This window comes from Nocardiopsis sp. NPDC006832, assembly GCF_040635885.1.
Classification (GTDB): domain Bacteria; phylum Actinomycetota; class Actinomycetes; order Streptosporangiales; family Streptosporangiaceae; genus Nocardiopsis.
The window spans coordinates 140,693-158,319 of the sequence record NZ_JBEYLC010000005.1 but is presented as its reverse complement, the minus strand read 5'-3'; the positions used below and the strand labels follow the sequence as shown (position 1 = coordinate 158,319).

The 17,627-nt window shown below is 71.6% G+C and carries 7 protein-coding genes; 6 read left to right on the top strand and 1 reads right to left on the bottom strand.

Annotated elements, in window-relative coordinates:
* Positions 1–22 precede the first annotated feature (22 nt).
* Positions 23–625: an isochorismatase family protein gene (locus tag ABZ717_RS04305; RefSeq protein ID WP_358505444.1), complete on the top strand. Its 603-nt coding sequence runs from the start codon at positions 23–25 to the stop codon at positions 623–625.
* A 48-nt stretch (positions 626–673) separates the two neighbouring features.
* Here ABZ717_RS04305 and ABZ717_RS04300 read toward each other — a convergent pair whose 3' ends face one another.
* Positions 674–2,299, bottom strand: a complete 1,626-nt coding sequence (locus tag ABZ717_RS04300; RefSeq protein WP_358505369.1) for an AMP-binding protein — start codon at positions 2,297–2,299, stop codon at positions 674–676.
* Between the two features lie 136 nt (positions 2,300–2,435).
* Here ABZ717_RS04300 and ABZ717_RS04295 point away from each other — a divergent pair, with 136 nt between their 5' ends.
* The 5 genes from ABZ717_RS04295 (at position 2,436) to ABZ717_RS04275 (ending at position 17,608) form a co-directional block, all read left to right on the top strand.
* Positions 2,436–9,014, top strand: coding sequence for an amino acid adenylation domain-containing protein (locus tag ABZ717_RS04295; protein WP_358505367.1), 6,579 nt, complete (start codon positions 2,436–2,438; stop codon positions 9,012–9,014).
* Positions 9,015–9,097: 83 nt separating this feature from the next.
* On the top strand, positions 9,098–14,593 hold the full coding sequence (locus ABZ717_RS04290) for an amino acid adenylation domain-containing protein (RefSeq protein ID WP_358505364.1): 5,496 nt from the start codon (positions 9,098–9,100) through the stop codon (positions 14,591–14,593).
* On the top strand, positions 14,590–15,717 hold the full coding sequence (locus tag ABZ717_RS04285) for a saccharopine dehydrogenase NADP-binding domain-containing protein (RefSeq protein WP_358505362.1): 1,128 nt from the start codon (positions 14,590–14,592) through the stop codon (positions 15,715–15,717). Before ABZ717_RS04290 ends, ABZ717_RS04285 begins: the two co-directional genes overlap by 4 nt.
* Positions 15,714–16,832, top strand: coding sequence for a Gfo/Idh/MocA family oxidoreductase (locus ABZ717_RS04280; RefSeq protein WP_358505359.1), 1,119 nt, complete (start codon positions 15,714–15,716; stop codon positions 16,830–16,832). Before ABZ717_RS04285 ends, ABZ717_RS04280 begins: the two co-directional genes overlap by 4 nt.
* The gene (locus ABZ717_RS04275) at positions 16,829–17,608 is read left to right on the top strand and encodes an alpha/beta fold hydrolase (protein ID WP_358505356.1); all 780 of its coding nucleotides are present in this window, start codon (positions 16,829–16,831) and stop codon (positions 17,606–17,608) included. The genes ABZ717_RS04280 and ABZ717_RS04275 overlap by 4 nt, the downstream gene beginning before the upstream one ends.
* The last annotated feature ends 19 nt before the right edge of the window (positions 17,609–17,627 follow it).

The window sequence follows — 17,627 nt, the reverse complement described above, 5'->3', positions numbered from 1 at the left end:
GCCCTCCATCGCCCCCTATCCCATGCCGGGGGTTCCGTCCGCCGAACGGATGGACTGGAAGATCGACCCCGCGCGCTGTGTCCTACTGGTCCACGACATGCAGCGGTACTTTCTCGACGCCTTCACACCGGGAGGTGAACCGGTCCCGGAACTGCTGGCCAACATCGGCGCCCTGCTCGACCGGTGCAGATCGAACCGGGTGCCCCGGATCTTCACCGCCCAACCCGGATCCCAGAACGAACAGGAGCGGGGCCTGCTGCGGGACCTGTGGGGGGAAGGGCTCAGGGACGACCCCGTGCACAGTGCGATCGTCGAGGACCTGGCCCCCGCCTCGGACGAGGTGGTCCTGACCAAGTGGCGTTACAGTGCCTTCGTCCGTACCGACCTGGAGGAGCGACTGCGTGCCCTGGGGCGGGACCAGCTGGTCGTGTGCGGTGTGTACGCCCACATCGGTGTCCTCATGACCGCCTGTGACGCCTTCATGCGGGACATCGAGGCGTTCGTCGTCGCGGACGCGGTGGCCGACTTCTCCGCTCGCGATCACGAGATGGCCCTGTCCTACGCTGCTCGCCGATGCGCCGTCACGGTGACCACCGAGGAGACCCTCGTCGCGTTCCAGGCCTGACCGGCGGTGGGGGCGGAAGCCGACCCGTCCCCACCGCGGTCCGTTCTCCTAGGCTCCGGTCAGTTCCCGCCGAAGGCGTTTCTTGTCCACCTTGCCCACCCCGGTGAGTGGGAGCCGTTCCACTCGACGTACCTCGTCGGGCACCTTGAAGGCCGCGACTCCACGCTCGGACAACTCCGCGCGCACCTCGTCCCTGGTAGGGCACTCCTGCCCCGACACGACCAGGAGTGCCACCGAGCGCTCACCGAGCACCGGGTCGGGAAGGCCCAGAACAGCGGCGGCCCGCACCCCCGGAAGGCCCATGAGCATCTCCTCGACCTCGATCGCGGCGATCTTCTCTCCCGCCCGGTTGATCTGGTCCTTGACCCGGCCCACGACCGTGAGGTCGCCGTTCTCGGACCGGGTGACGAGGTCTCCGGTGCGGTAGAACCCGTCCGGAGTGAAACACAGGGGGTCCAGCTCCGGTGCGCGGTAGTAGCCCCGGAGGGTGTAGGGGCCCCGGGTGAGCAGTTCACCGACGGAGCCGGCGGGGAGCGGATCTCCCTGTTCGTCGACCACCAGGACCTCGTCGGCGGGGGAGAGCGGCCGACCCTGGGTGGTGCACACCAGGTCTTCGGGGTCGTCCAGACCGGTGTAGTTGTTCAGGCCCTCGGCCATGCCGAACACCTGTTGCAGACGGCAGCCCAGTGTCGGCCCCACACGGCGGGCGGTGGCCTCGTCCAGGCGTGATCCTCCCACTTGGAGGACCCTCATCGAACTCAGGTCCCGATCCGATCTGTGAGCCTCGTCCAACCACGGACCGACCAGGGCCGGAACGAGCGCGCTGATGGTCACCCGCTCGCGTTCGATCAGTTCGAAGGCGGTCGTTGGACTCGGGTCCGGGCCGAGGACCACGGTGCCCCCGACCGCGAAGGTGCCCACGATGCCGGGGGAGACCATCGTGAAGTTGTGGGCGACGGGAAGGACGGCCAGGTAGACGGCGTTCTCGTCCACTCCGCTCGCCTCGGCCGAGGCCCGTGCGTTGTAGCGGTAGTCGGCGTGGGTCCTGGGGATCAGCTTGGGGATGCCCGTGGTGCCGCCGGACAGCAGGAGCAACGCCAGGTCGTCAGGGGAGCGTTCCGAGGAGATGGACGTGGGGCGGGAGCCCGAGGAGGGGGCCAGGAGCGAGTCCCACGGCAGTGCCGCGCCGTCTCCGGAGTCACCGGTCACCACCAGGTGCCGTACGGACGGGGCGGAGAGAGCGATCCTCTCGACGACCGCCGATGAGGCCCTCGGCCCCCGACCCGGGGCGACGATCATGGCGCCGGCCTCACCGACGCGCACCAGCGATTCCAGGTCCGCGGGGCCCAGCGCCGGTAGGGCCAGGATCGGTACGGCCCCGATCCGGAAGAGGGCGAAGATCGTGACCACGTACTCGGTGTGGTTGGGCAATCGCACGAGGACGCGTTCGCCTCGACGGATCGGGAGTCCGGCCAGTCCTGAGGCCAGGCGGTCCACACGCGCGTTCAGCTCCGCGTAGGTCAGACGCTCCCCACCCGAGACCAGCGCCGGATGGTCCGCCCTGTGGGCGGCCTGTTCTTCGAGCAGGTCGTCCAGCGTTCCGTCCTCCCAAAAGCCCTGCTCGCGGTAGCGGTGGTCCGCCCTCTCCGGTCGCCGCAGCCAGTCATGTGACATCGATCCCTCCGAATTCTGCGGGGACCGGGGTCGACCCCGGACTCCCGCCGGTGCTATACATGGACATACCGACAATGAAAACGGTTTTCATTATTGCTTATCGGGTCCAACGTGACCACAGGGGGTGCGCGGTTCAGTGACCAGCGAAGCCGGACCGGTGATCGAGACCGTTCGCGAACAGGTGTCCGAAGTACTCGGAACCGGGGCTTTCACCGACACCGATGACCTCTTCGAGCACGGGCTCGACTCACTCGGGATGATCCGGCTCTCAGGTGCCTGGAGGGAGGACGGCTTCGACGTCACCTTCGAGGACCTCTCGGCCGTGCCCACGGTCGCCGCCTGGACCGCGCTGCTCCACGAGGCACGCGTGACCCACCTCCCGGCGGGTCCGGTGAACACCCGACACCGGGACGAGGGGGAACCGTTCCCGATGGCGACCATGCAGCACGCCTATTGGATCGGCCGGCAGGACGACCAACCCCTTGGCGCCGTGGCCGCCCACTTCTACACCGAGTTCGACGGCACCGGGGTCGAGCCCGAACGTTTGGCGCACGCGCTTCGGACCGTGGTGGATCGCCACCCGATGCTCAGGGTGCGCTTCGACGACGACGGCCACCAACGTGTCGAACCCGCCGGGGCCGAACCCGTGGTCACCGTGCACGACCTTCGCGACCTGCCCGCGAGCGGGGTCGAACGGAACCTGGAGCGGATCAGGGAGGAGGCCACCCACCGACGCATGGACGTCGCGGCCGGCGAAGTCCTGGACATCGCCCTGAGCCTGCTCCCCGGGGGTGCCACCCGCCTGCACGTGGACCTCGACATGATCGTCGCGGACGCGCTCAGCCTGCGCGTGCTCTTGGAGGACCTGCGCGGTGCCTACCTGGGAGTGGACGCCTCGCCCCTGGAGTACGACTTCGCCGACCACCTCGCCGACCGGCGCGAGCGCGGGCACGAACAACGCGAGCGTGCCCGCGCCTGGTGGCGGACGCGCCTGGCGGAGATTCCGTCTGCGCCCACACTGCCGGTCCGTTCCGACGCCGAGGCACCGGCCCGTCCCACGGACCCCACGACCCGCTCCCACCGTCTGCACCACCGGCTCACCCCGGAGCGGGCACGAGCGTTCGAGCGACGGGCCCGTGACTTCGGAGTCACCCCCGCCGCCGCCCTGGCCACGGCCTTCGCCGAGGTACTCGGTGCCTGGAACACCGACCCGGATTTCACTCTCAACCTGCCGCTGTTCGACCGTGCGCCGTCGCACCCGCAGATCGACCGGCTCATCGGCGACTTCAGCAGCTCCGTGCTGCTGGGCGTGGACACCGGCGCCCCGATGACCTTCGTCGAACGTGCCCGCACCCTCCAGGGCGACCTGCACCGTGCCGTCGACCACGGCGCTTATGGGGGAGTGGAGGTGCTCCGGGACCTGACCCGTCGCAACGGCGGAACCCCGGTCCTGGCACCCGTGGTCTACACCAGCGCCATCGGGCTGGGTCCCTTGTTCACAGACGAGGTCCAGGAGTGCTTCGGCCGCCCTTCCTGGATCATCTCCCAGGGTCCCCAGGTCCTGCTGGACGCCCAGGTCACCGAACTCGACGATGGTCTGCTGCTCAACTGGGACCTGCGTGCGCGCGTCTTCGAGCCCGGCACCATGGAGGCGGCCTTCGATTGTTACCGGGACCTGGTCGAGGGCTTGGTGGACGATCCGCGGGTGTGGGAGAGCCGCTTCGAGCCCCTCCTCTCGAACGCGCAGGCGCGGGCCCGGGCCACGACCGCCCTCGACCTCCCCGAACCCACCCCGCGCACGCTCCACGCCCCCTTCTTCGCCCACGCGCGCACCCGCCCCGAGGACATCGCCCTGGTACCGGACCACGGGGAGGCGATCACCTACGGGGACCTGGCCGACAGGGCCCTGCGCGTGGCCGGGGCCATCCAGGCCGCGGTGCCCGCCGGAGCGACCGTCGCCGTGCGTCTACCGCGGGGCGCGGACCAGGTCGCGGCGATCCTGGGGGTACTCGCCGCGGGCTGCGCCTACCTCCCGGTGAGTCAGGCCCAACCCGTGGTGCGGCGCGACCGGATCCTGGCACTCGGGGCCCCCGAACTGGTGATCACCGACGCCCCCGGTCGACCGGCCGGCTCCGGGGTGCCAGTCCTCACCGTCGAACAGACCCGGCACCTGGCCCCGGGGACGGAACGGAACACGTCACCGGACTCCGTGGCCTACGTACTGTTCACCTCCGGATCCACCGGTCACCCCAAGGGGGTGGAGATCGAACACCGATCCGCCGCCCACACCATCGACGTGCTCACCACCGCGCTGGGGGCGGGTGGAGACGACCGGGCGCTCTGCCTGGCCGAGTACGACTTCGACATGTCCGTCTTCGACCTGTTCGCCCCCTTGTCCGTGGGAGGTGCGGCGGTACTGGTCGAGTCGACCGACCGCCGTGACGCGGAACGCTGGGCCCGGACCGCGTCGGACGCGGCGGTGACCGTCCTCAACTGCGTACCCGCCTTCCTCGACATGCTCCTGTCGACGGTGGAGACCGGTACGGCGCCGATGCCGCCCCTGCGGGCCGTGCTGTTGGGCGGTGACCGGATCGCGCCCGCTCTCGCGCGGCGGTTGCGGGCCCAGGCCCCCGAGTGCCGTTTTCTCGCATTGGGCGGCATGACCGAGGCGGCCGTCCACTCCACCCTGTTGGAGGTCCACGACACCGACCCCTCCTGGACCTGTGTGCCCTGGGGACTTCCTCTGCCCGGAGTCTCCTGTCGTGTGGTGGACGCCCAGGGGCGCGACCGGCCCGACCTGGTCCCGGGAGAGCTGTGGGTCGCGGGGGCGGGACTCGCCCGCGGGTACCGGGGAGCCCCCGACCTGACCGCCGAACGCTTCGTCACCGACCGTGGTCGACGCTGGTACCGCACCGGGGACTCGGCCCGCTACACCCCCGACGGCTCCCTGGAGTTCCTGGGCAGGACCGACCACCAGGTGAAGGTCAACGGTGTGCGGATGGAGACCGGTGAGATCGAGGCCGCCCTGACCACGCACCCCGACGTCCGCGCCGCGGTGGCCGTCGTACTCGACGGCCCCGCGCCTCGGCCGGCCGCCGTGGTCGTTGCGCGAGAGGCCGCCGGAAGCGGCATCGTGGCCCGGCCCGCGAGGAACGGCACGGCCGGCACGGCCGCCGAGCACATCCGCGCCCTGCTGCCCCCGGCGATGATCCCCGACCCGGTCCTGGAACTCCCCGAGATCCCCCTGACCCCGAACGGCAAACCCGACCTCGACACCATCGCCCGGCTCCTGCGGGACCGGCTGTCCGGCGGTGTCGGAAGGGTCGACCCTCCACGGGGGGAGGTCGAGGTCCTGGTCGCCCGGGTCTGGTCCGAGCTACTGGACACACCGGAACCGGCCCGCACGGACTCCTTCTTCACCCTGGGCGGCGACTCGCTCCTGGCCACGCGCGCGGTGGCCGCCCTCCGTCGCGCGGGCCACACCGGGGCGCGTGTGTCGCGACTGTTCGCCCACCCGGTGCTCAAGGACTTCGCCGCCACCCTGACCGAACGCGGCGAGGTCGCCGACGACCAGCGCATCCACCACGACGCCGACACGCGTCACGACCCGTTCCCCGCCACCGGGGTCCAACGGGCCTACCTGACCGGCCGCAGCCCGGACTTCACCCTGGGCGGGGTCGGTACCTACCACTACACCGAGTTCGACGGCGACGACGTCGACCTCCGGCTCATCGAACACGCCCTGGACCGCCTCGTGGCCCGACACGACATGCTCAGAGCGGTGTTCGACACCGACGGGAACCAGCGGGTCCTGCCCGGCGCCCCACCCGTACGCGTCCTCGTGACCGACGCTCGCGAACAGGATGATCCCGATCCCGCGCTCGAAACCTTCCGCGACACCATGGCCCACCAGGTCCTGGACCCGACCCGGTGGCCGTTGTTCGACGTGCGCGCCCTGCGTTACACACGCGAGGGCGTCGAACGGGTCCGGCTCGGGGTGGGCCTGGACTACCTCGTGCTGGACGCACTGAGCATCATGACCCTCTACACCGAACTGGACCTGCTCTACCGCGAACCCGACGCGCGCCTGGAACCGGTGGACGTGACGTTCCGCGACTACCTCACCCAGGTCGAGACCGACCCCGACGCGGAGGATCGCTCTCGCCACTACTGGCGGGAGCGGATCACCGAGCTGCCTCCCGCTCCGGACCTTCCCCTGCGCGTGGACCCGGACCGGATCGAACGTCCCCGGTTCACCCGACGCTCGCAACGTCTGGACCCGTGGGAGTGGAGCGCCCTCACCGACCTGGCGCGCAGGGCCGCGATCACCCCCTCGACGCTGCTCCTGGCCTGCTACGGAGAGGTATTGAGCGCCTGGAGCGGCCAGACCGACCTGAGCGTGACCCTCACGCTCTTCAACCGCCAGGACCTGCATCCTCACGTCGAACGGGTCCTGGGGGACTTCACCTCCCTCTCCCTGGCCTCCTACCGGCGCCGGCCCGGAGAACGCCCGATCATGGCGGCCAGGTCGCTCCAGCACCTCCTGGGCCAAGACCTGGACCACCGGGAGGCCTCGGCCGAATGGGTGCTGCGCGAACTCGCCCGGCACACCGGAACCTCCCAACCCGCGATCCCGGTGGTGTTCACCGGATCCCTGGGCTTGGGCTCGGGCGTGTCCATGGACCGGTCCGCCGGGTTCCCCCGGAGGGTCTGGGGGCTGTCACAGTCGCCACAGGTCCACCTGGACAACCAGGTGATGGAGAGCGGCGGGACCTTGGAGATTTCCTGGGACGCGGTCGAAGAACTCTTCCGTCCCGGCGTGTTGGACGGCATGTTCGACGCCTACCTCGACATGTTGCGCACCCTGGCCCGAGAAGGGGAGCAGGCCTGGGACCACGCGGTGACGACCCTGCTGCCCGAGGGGACGCGCCGGTCCAGGGCGTCCGCCCACCGGCCCGCGACGGACCCGCCCGCGGGCTTGTTGCAGGACGCCTTCTTCGACGGTGTCCCCCAACGCTCGGACACCCCCGCCCTCATCACCGACCAGGAGACCCTCACCCATGGTCAGGTCGCCGACCGGGCCCTGAGGATCGCCTCCGGCCTGGAGGAACGCGGGGTTCGCGCCGGTGACGCGGTGGCGATCTGCCTGCCCAAGGGGCCCGACCAGGTCTGCGCGGTCCTGGGCGTACTGGCCGCCGGAGCCGTGTACGTACCCATCGGCGTGGGACAGCCCGAGCCGCGCCGTGAACGCGTGCACCGGGCGGCGGGCACGGCCTGGGCGATCGGTGACGGAACCGGCGCCCCACGGTCGGTGACCGTGGCGGCGCTGCTGGAGTCCTCGCCCCTGGCGGCCCCGGTACGTCCCGACCCCGCTCAGGCGGCCTACACGATCTTCACCTCCGGCTCCACCGGAGAGCCCAAGGGCGTCGAGGTGAGTCACACCGCGGCCCTCAACACCGTCGCCGACGTCAACGAGCGCTACCTCATCGGCCCTCGCGACCGGATCCTGGCCCTGTCCGCGCTCGACTTCGACCTGTCGGTCTACGACGTCTTCGGACTCCTGGGGGCGGGCGGTGCGCTGGTGCTGCCAGACGAGGAGGAGCGCCGCGACGCCGAACGCTGGCGCGCCCTGTGCGCCGACCATGGGGTGACCGTCTGGAACACCGTCCCCACACTCCTCGACATGCTGATCCTGGCCTCCCGTGAGGACGGGTTCCCCCGGGCCCTACGGTTGGCCCTGGTCTCCGGCGACTGGGTCGGTACCGACCTGGCCTCCGCCCTGCGCCGGGCCAATGGCGTCGGCACGCACCTGGTGGCCCTGGGCGGGGCGACCGAGGCGGGGATCTGGTCCAACGCGTTCGAAGGCGGGCACGCACCTCGCGGCTGGCCCTCGGTGCCCTACGGGTACCCCCTGCGCAACCAGCGCTACCGCGTGGTGGACCCCCATGGGCGGGACTGCCCCGACTGGGTGCCCGGAGAGTTGTGGATCGGTGGCGCCGGAGTGGCCCTGGGCTATCGAGGAGACCCCGAGCGCACCGCGGACCGCTTCGTCGAACATGAGGGGCGACGCTGGTACCGGACCGGAGACCTGGGACGTTACCGACCCGGCACGATCCTGGAGTTCCTCGGACGCACCGACCGCCAGGTCAAGGTCGGTGGGCACCGACTCGAACTCGGTGAGGTCGAGGCCGCCCTGGAAACGCACCCGCACGTGAGCCGCGCCGCCGTGGTCGCCCTGGGGGAGCGGGGCACCCGCACGATGGCGGCCTTCGTCGCCTCGGGCAGCGGCACGCCCACCCCCGACGAACTCACCCGGCACCTGACCCGGTACCTGCCCGGCCACGCCGTTCCCGGGCGCGTGACGGTGCTGGACGAGCTCCCCCTCACCGGTAACGGCAAGGTCGACACCACGGCGTTGGAAGACTCGGCCTCGGCCTGGAACGGCGCGGACGGCGAACCCCTCACGGGCCCCGACGAGGAGATGCTCGCGCAGCTGTGGAGTGAGTTGCTCGAAGCGCCGGTCGACGACCGCCACGCCAACTTCTTCGTCCTGGGCGGGACCAGCCTGCTGGCCGTTCGCATGATGACGCTGCTGCGCCAACGGGTCGACGACCGGCTCTCGGTCCGCTCCTTCCTGGCCGACCCCACCCTGGCGGCCCTGGCCGACCAGGTCCGCGCCTATACCGGCGACGACGTTCGGACCGGGGTGATCTGACGCCGTTCGCCGATCCCCCACCGGGCCCGCCGCTCCAGCCCGCGCCGAGGCACACCCCCATCACTTCTTCGGGAGAACCCACCGTGCACATCACCTCCGCGACCCTGACCGAACTACTCGACGACCTCCGTTCCCGCGGGGTCCAACTCTGGTCCTCACAGGGGCGCGTCCACTTCCGCGCGCCGCGGAACGCCCTCACCGACGAAGACCGCGCGATGCTGCGGGACCACCGCGAGGAGGTCCTCGCCCTCCTGGCCGAGGAGTCCGAACCGACCCTGGTCCCCGATCCCGCCTCCCGCCACGAGCCCTTCCCCCTGACCGACGTGCAGACCGCCTACCTGATCGGTCGCGGTTCCGCCTACGACTTCGGCGGGGTGGCCTGCCACGCCTACGTGGAGCTCGCCTTCGACGACCTCGACCCCGCTCGCCTGCGCCGGGCCTGGACCGGCCTGGTCGCCCGGCACGACATGCTGCGGGTGGTGGTCTCCCCGGAGGGACACCAGCAGGTCCTGCCCGAGGCACCGGGGGATTCACTGACCGTCACCGAGATCGGTGACGCCGACCTCGACCTGCACGCGACCCGCACCCGCGAACGCATGCGCGACCTGGTGCCCGACCCCTCCACCTGGCCGCTGGTCCGCCTCCACCTGACCCGGGGCGAGACCGGCGCACGGCTGCACCTGTCCGTGGACCTGCTCGCCGTCGACTACTCCGGCGTCCGGCTGCTCCTGGACGAGCTCGCGGCCCGATACGAGGACCCGGATCACCCCCTGCCCGACATGGAAGCGACCTTCCGCGACTACGTCATCGCCCGTCGCTCCCTGCGCGAAGGACCCCGCTACCTGCGAGACCGCGCCTACTGGGCGGGGCGCGTCGACGAGCTTCCCCCGGCCCCCGAACCGCCCCTGGCCGAGAACGCGACCGACACCTCCGGCCGGTTCACCCGCCTGTCGACCACCCTGACGCCACACGTCTGGGACGCCTTGCGCGAGCGTGCCGCGGAGCACGGCCTGAGCCCCTCCTCGGTGGCGTTGACCGCCTACGCGGAGGTCCTGTCCCTGTGGTCCCGCAGACCGGACTTCACGCTCAACCTCCCCGTGTCCCAACGCCTGCCGCTGCACCCGGACACCGACCGGCTGGTCGGCGACTTCACCTCCCTGTCCCTGCTGGCCGTGCACGCCGAGGACGGCGAGACCTTCGTCGAACGCGCGCGCACACGACAGGCCCGTCTGGCCGAGGACCTCGAACACGGCCTGTACACCGGCAACGAGGTGCTGGCCGAACTCTCCCGCCGCCGCGAGGAGAACGTCGTGCTCATGCCGGTGGTCTTCACCGGAGCGATCAGCACCCGGACGGAGGCCCACGCCAAGGCGGAGACACCGACCGAGTCCTGGGCCGACCGCGAGGTGTACGGGCTGTCCCAAACCCCTCAGGTCTGGTTGGACTGCCAGGTCTCCCGCGTCGGCGACTCCCTGGGGGTGCGGTGGGACGTACGCGAGGGCGTCCTGCCCCCCGGTCTGGCCTCCGACGCGTTCGGTGCCTACACCGAACTCCTCACCCGCCTGGCCCTGCACGACGAAACCTGGGCCGAGAGGTCCCCGGCGGCCCTCCCCGAACACCAGACGCGGGTGCGCGCCCGGGTCAACGCCACCGATGCGCCCGTGCCCGACGCGTTGCTGTACGAACGCCCCCTCACCGCGGCCCTGCGCGCCCCCGAAGCCCCCGCCGTCATCGGCGTTGACGGCACGCTCACCCACGGTGACCTGTGGTCACGCGTGTGGGGAGTGGTCGGAGCGTTGCGGGCCCGGGGCTGCGCACCGGGGGACCGGGTCGCCATCGTCATGGACAAGGGCGCCGAACAGGTCGTCGCCGCCTACGCGGTCCTGGTGCTGGGGGCCGTCTACGTTCCGGTGGACACCACCCAGCCCACCGCCCGGCGCGAGGCCATCCTGCGGGACGCCGCGGTGAACCACGTCCTCACCCAGTCCTGGCTGGGGCGAACCGGCAGGCGGGACGAACACGTCCAGGCCATCGAGGTGGACACCGTCCCCGCCGAGGCCGCCCCGACGCGGGTCCCGCCCCGGCCCGTGGGCCCCGACGACCCGGCCTACGTCATCTACACCTCCGGCTCCACCGGAACCCCCAAGGGGGTGATGATCAGCCACCGGTCCGCCCTGAACACCATCACCGACGTCAACCGCAGGTTCGGGGTCACCGATCAGGACCGGGTCCTGGGGCTGGCCGCGCTCGGCTTCGACCTGTCCGTGTACGACCTGTTCGGTCCCCTGGCCGAGGGCGGCGCGGTGGTCCTGCCCGCCCCCGAACGCCGCGGTGATCCCTCCCACTGGGCCGAGCTGGCCACCGAACACGGGGTGACCCTGTGGAACTCCGTGCCCGCCCAGATGGGGATGCTCACCGACTACCTCACCGCCGTCTCCTCGGCCGCCCCCGCCTCCCTGCGACTGGTGATGCTCTCCGGTGACTGGGTCCCGCTCACCCTGCCCGAACGGGTACGCGCCCACCTGCCACAGGTGTCCCTGTTCAGCCTGGGCGGGGCGACCGAGGGATCCATCTGGTCCATCCACCACCCCATCGGAGAACTCGACCCCGCCTGGCCCAGCGTTCCCTACGGGCGTCCGCTCGCCAACCAGACCTTCCACGTCCTGGACGAGCACATGCGCGACCGCCCCGACTGGGTTCCCGGGGAACTCCACATCGGCGGCGTGGGCGTGGCCATGGGGTACCTGGGCGACGAGGCCCGCACCGCCGAACGGTTCGTCACCCGGCCGGACACGGGAGAACGCCTGTACCGCACCGGTGACCTGGGCCGGTACCGCCCCGGCGGCGACATCGAGTTCCTGGGGCGCGAGGACGACCAGGTCAAGATCCGCGGACACCGCGTCGAACTCGCCGAGATCGAGTCCGCGCTGCTGTCCCACCCGGCGGTCCACGCCGCCGCGGTCCTGGCCGTGGGCGGCCGGGAGGAAAGGAGGCTGTCCGCCTTCGTCGAGCCCGCACGCCACCGCCTGCGCCGGTACCGCACCACCGACGAGGCGATGGTCACGGCCGCCGAAAGCGCGGTCGGGGCCGCCACCACCGACCTGGACCGGGACGCGCTGGAGACCTTCCTCCAAGCGATGCGGTCCACGGCCCTGGGCGCCATCACGCGCACCCTCACCGAGGCCGGCCTCTTCCAGCAGGCAGGTCACACCTTCGACGAGGTCATCGCGGTCTTGGACGCCGATCGACGCCACCACCGCCTGGTGCGACGGTGGCTGGACGCCCTGTGCGAGGCCGGACGGCTGCGCCGCGAGGGCGACCGGTTCGACGGCCTCACCCGCGTCTCCGCACGGGACCAGGGCCGGGCCTGGACCCTCCTGGGCGAGCTGGAGCGTTCCGTCGACTACGGGACCGAGGTCCTGGAGTACATGCGCACCTGCTCCGAGCGCCTGCCCGAACTCCTCCGCGGCGACCTGGACGTGAGGGGCCTGCTCTTCCCCGGCAGCGGGACGGACACGGCCGCCGGCGCCTACCGGGACAACCTGGCCATCCGCCACCTCAACTCTGCGGCGGCCGCCGCCCTGGCCGAGGCCGCGTCCACCAGGACCTCCGACCGGCCACTGCGGGTCTTGGAGATCGGTGCCGGGGTCGGTGGAACCACCGAGGAGGTCGTGCGGGCACTCGCCGGACACGACGTGGAGTACCTGTTCACCGACGTGTCGCCGTTCTTCGTCAACGAGGCCGGGGAGCGCTTCGCCGACTTCCCGTGGGTGGGCTTCGGACTGTTCGACCTGAACCGTCCGCTCATCGACCAGGGGTACGCCCCGAACTCCTTCGACGTGGTCATCGCCGCCAACGTCCTGCACAACGCCATCGACGTCGGAATGGGCCTGGCCCGGGTTCGCGAGCTGCTCGCCCCCGAAGGGCACCTGCTGTTCATCGAGACCACCCTCGAACGGGACCCGGCCCTCCTGGTCTCCATGGAGTTCCTGGAAGGCCTGGACGGCGGCCACCGGGACGCGCGGGCCGAACGGGACCAGACCTTCCTCACCCGAGAGCAGTGGGCGAGGGCCCTGGAATCCGCGGGGGCCACCGAGCCCCTGGCCCTGCCCGGCGCCGACGACCGCCTGTCGGAAACCGGGCAGAGCCTGTACCTGACCAGGCTCAAGACCGACCGCGTCCCCGTCACCGCCGACGAACTCGCCCGGCACACCGCCGAACGCCTGCCCGAGTACATGGTCCCCGGCCGGTGGGGGCTGCTCGACTCCCTGCCGCTGACCACCAACGGCAAGGTCGACCGGGCCGCCCTGGTGCGTTCCCTGCCCGACGAGGAACGCGGCACCGACACCGCGAAGGTCACCGCCGAACCCCGCGACGACCTCGAACGCGCCCTGAGCGCCCTCTGGGCCGACCTCCTCGAACGCACCACAGTCGGCCGCGAGGACGACTTCTTCGACCTGGGCGGAGACTCCCTCCTGGTCGCGCGCATGGTGGGTCGCCTCGGCGAGGCCCTGCCGGGCCTCGCCGACATCGAGTGGGAGGTGGTCCTGCGCCACATGCTCCGCACCCCCACCATCGCCGGGCTGGCCTCCTACCTGAGGGACCTGTCCGGCCAGGTCGAGGCAGCCGAACCCGGCCGAGCCGACCCCTACGTCCCCCTCAACGGCCCCGGCGGGGGAGCGGTCACCGCCCTGGTCCACGCCGGGACCGGAACGCTGATCCCCTACCGCTCCCTGATCACCGAGATCCGGCGCCGCTCGCGAGGAGAGGCCACCCTGGTCGGCCTCGAACTGCCCGACGTCCCGGCCTTCCAGGCCGCCGAACCCGCCACCGTCATCAAGGGGTGGGCCGCCGACTACGCCCGCGCCCTGCTCGACCGGGGCGGTGACCGCTTCCACGTCGTCGGCTATTGCCTGGGCGGGCTCATCGCCACCGAGGTCGCCCGGACCCTGACCGAGGCCGGTGCCGAGGTCGCCTCCCTGACCGCCATCAGCACCCACCGGCCGCCGTTCCGCCTGGACGACGAACTCATCTCCGAGTACGCCTTCGCCGTCATGATGGGCATCGATCCGGTCGCGGTCGGGTTCCCCGCCGACGAGAACCGGGTCTCGGCCGCCTCCGACCTGCTTCTGGCCGACACCCCGGGGCTGCTGCCCGACGGCGCCATCGGACGCCTGACCGGGGAGTACGCCGATGTCGCGGCCTGCTTCCACGCCCTTGCGCGGGTACCGCGCGCGGTGCGCATCGAGCGGATGTGCGCCGCGGTGCCGCCCTCCGCCGGGACCTACACGCCCGAGGCACTGACCGAGATGTTCCACATCTTCCGGCAGAGCGTCTTCGCCATCTCCCGGTACGAACCCGAGCCCTACGCGGGCGACGTCACCTTCCTGCGCCACGGTGGCGCCTACCCCTTCCCCGGGAACAAGGAGAGCGTCATCTCCTACTGGGAGCGCCTGGTCCTGGGCGACCTGGACGTCGTCGAGGTCCCCGGCGACCACTTCAGCCTCTTGGGCGCCCCCTACGCCCCCGGTGTGCTCAAGCACCTGGAGGCCGTCACCGGAGGTGACGTGGTCCGGTGAGATCCGTGAACGACGCCGTGATCGGTGTGGTGGGCGCCTCCGGTGCGGTCGGCCGGCACGCCGCGCACGCCCTGCGCTCCCTGGGCCATGGCAGGCTCGTGCTGGGCGCCCGCCGCACCGACCCCTTGAACACACTCGCCGAGGAACTCGGCGGCCCGGTCGAGGTGGTCCCCGTGGACGTGGACTCGGCCGAGTCCCTCGAAGCGTTCTGCCACCGCTGCGACGTGGTGCTCAACTGCGCGGGGCCCTCCTACCGGATCCTGGACCGGGTCGCGGTGGCCGCCCTGGCCACCGGCGCGGACTACGTCGACGTCACCGGGGACACCCCCGTCCACGACCGCCTGGCCGGATCACCCGCGGCCGGGGAACACCGTGTCCTGCTCTCGGCCGGGACCCTGCCGGGCCTGTCCGCGCTGCTGCCCCGCTGGTTCGCACGAGGCCACGGACTGCGGGAGATGACCGTCCACGCCGGCGGCTTGGAGCGGTGCACCGGGGCCGCAGCCGGAGACCTGCTCCTCTCCCTCCCCGGGGCGAGCGCCTCGGAAGCGGTGTTCGGGCACCCACTGTCGGCCTGGCGGGACGGAGCCGTCGTGGAAGGCGCCCTACGCGCCCGGGAAGGGGCCCGTGTCCCGCACTTCCCGGGAACCGCCTTCGTCCAGCCCTTCCTGACCGGCGAGGCCCACAGACTGGCCGACGCGATGGGACTCCACCGGCTGGACTGGTACAACGTCCACCCCGGCGAACGGACCAGGGCCGTGCTCACCTCGGCGGTGGGCCGGGCCGACGCCGGACCCGAGACGGCCGAGCGCCTGCGCCGCGCGGCCGACCTGGACCTGATCGGGAACACGCCCTACTACCAATTGGTCTATTCGTTGATCGACGGTGCCGGTGCACCGCACACCCTCCTCGCCCGCTTCACCGACAGCTACCGGATGACGGGCCGGGTCGGGGCCGCCGCGACCGCCGCGGTGGTCCAGGGCCGAACACCGGTCGGGGTCCATCACGCGGCCGACGTACTCGCCCCCGAACCCACGGTCGCGACCCTCTTCCACGGGGACGGGGACGCGGTACTGCACCTGTGGCGGGGCGCCGCGACCGCCGACCTGGAGGAGGGCGCCCTGTGAGCGGAACACCTCTGCGCGTCGTCGTCTGCGGCACCGGGTTCGGACGCTTCTACGTCCGGGCACTGCAAGGCATGCCGGACACCTTCCGGTTGAGCGGACTGCTCACTCGGGGAGGGGAGTACTCGCGCCGCTACGCCGAGGAACTCGGGGTACCCCTGTACACCCGCCCCGACCGGCTCCCCGACGACATCGACGCGGCCTGCGTGGTCGTCGGATCGGCGGTGTCCGGGGGAGCGGGCGGTGAACTCGCCCGCGCCCTCCTCGAACGCGGCCTCCACGTCATCCAAGAGCACCCGGTCCACCACGACGAACTGGCCGCAGCCCTGCGCCTGGCCCGACGCAACAGGGCGGTCTATCACCTCAACCCCTTCTATCACCACGTGGAGCCGGTCCGCCGGTTCCTGACGGCCGCCCGTGCCCTGCGCGGAAACGGCCCCTTCCTGTTCATCGACGCCACCTCCGCGATCCAGGTGCTCTACCCGCTCCTGGACATCCTGGCCCGGGCCCTGGGCGGACCCCGGCCGTGGGCCCTGGGCCACCCGCTCCAGGCCGACCCCGGGGTGACGGCCCTGGCGGCGCATGCCCAGCCCTACCGCGTCCTTCAGGCGACCGTGGCCGGGGTCCCGCTCACCCTGCGGGTACAGAACCAGCTGGACCCCTCGGACGGGGACAACCACGCGCTGCTCTGGCACCGCCTCGCCCTGGGCACCGAGGACGGGGTCCTCACCCTCGCCGACACCCACGGCCCCGTGCTGTGGCACCCCCGGCTGTACGCGCCCCGCGACGAGCACGGCCGACTCCTCACCACCGGACCGGGGACCGAACACCTGGACCGACCGGCGACCTCGCCCCTGGCGGGCACCGCGGCCCCCACCCACCGGGAGGTCTTCGACCTCCTGTGGCCCCGAGCCCTGGAACGGGCGCTGACCGATTTCGCCGCCGACGTCCGAGCCGGGACCGACTCGATGCCCCGGGGCCAATTCGACCTCGGCGTGTGCCGCCTGTGGCACGACACCACCACCCGGTTGGGACGCCCGGAGATCATCCGCCCCGACCCGCCCCGCCCGACGACCACCGACGAACCGGGCCGCACCGCCCTGGAGGAGACCCCGTGAGCACCGCCCATCCCTGGCTGCGCCGCTTCCGTCCCCGCCCCGCCGCCCGTCTCAGACTGGTGTGCCTGCCCCACGCGGGCGGAGGCGCCAACGCCTACCGCTCCTGGGTCTCGGTCCTACCGCACACCGTCGACCTGGTGTGCGTGCAGTACCCCGGCAGGGAGGACCGTTTCGGGGAGGAACCCGTTGACGACATGGCCGCCGTGGTCGAGGCCGTGACCCAGGAGCTCGCACCGCTCCTGGACCGCCCCTACCTCGTCTTCGGCCACAGCATGGGGTCCGCCGTCGCCTACGAACTGGCCCGCGCGCTGCGCGACGGGGGCCACCCCGAGCCCGAACGGCTGATCGCCTCGGGCCGCAGGGCACCCGCCGACGCGCCGCCAGGACGGGTCCACCTGGCCGATGACGACGCCCTCGTCGAGGAACTCCTCCGGTTGGGCGGCACCGACCGCGAGGTGCTGGCCGAACCCACCCTGCGGGAGGCCGTGCTCTCCTACGTGCGCAACGACTACCGGCTCATCGAGCGGTACAGACCGTTCCCGAGACCACCCCTCGGCTGCCCGGTCAGCGTCTTCCTCGGCCGGGACGACCCCGAGGTCGACGCGGACCTGGCCCGGCGCTGGTCGCAGACCACGACCGGAAGCGTCGACGTACGGGTCTTCCCCGGAGACCACTTCTACCTCGCTCCGCAACGGGAGCAGGTGGTCTCGGCCCTGCTCAACCGGGTCGACCCCTCCCTGTCCCGCGGCTCGGGAACCTGGCCCAGCACACCTTGATCCGACACGCGGGACCACT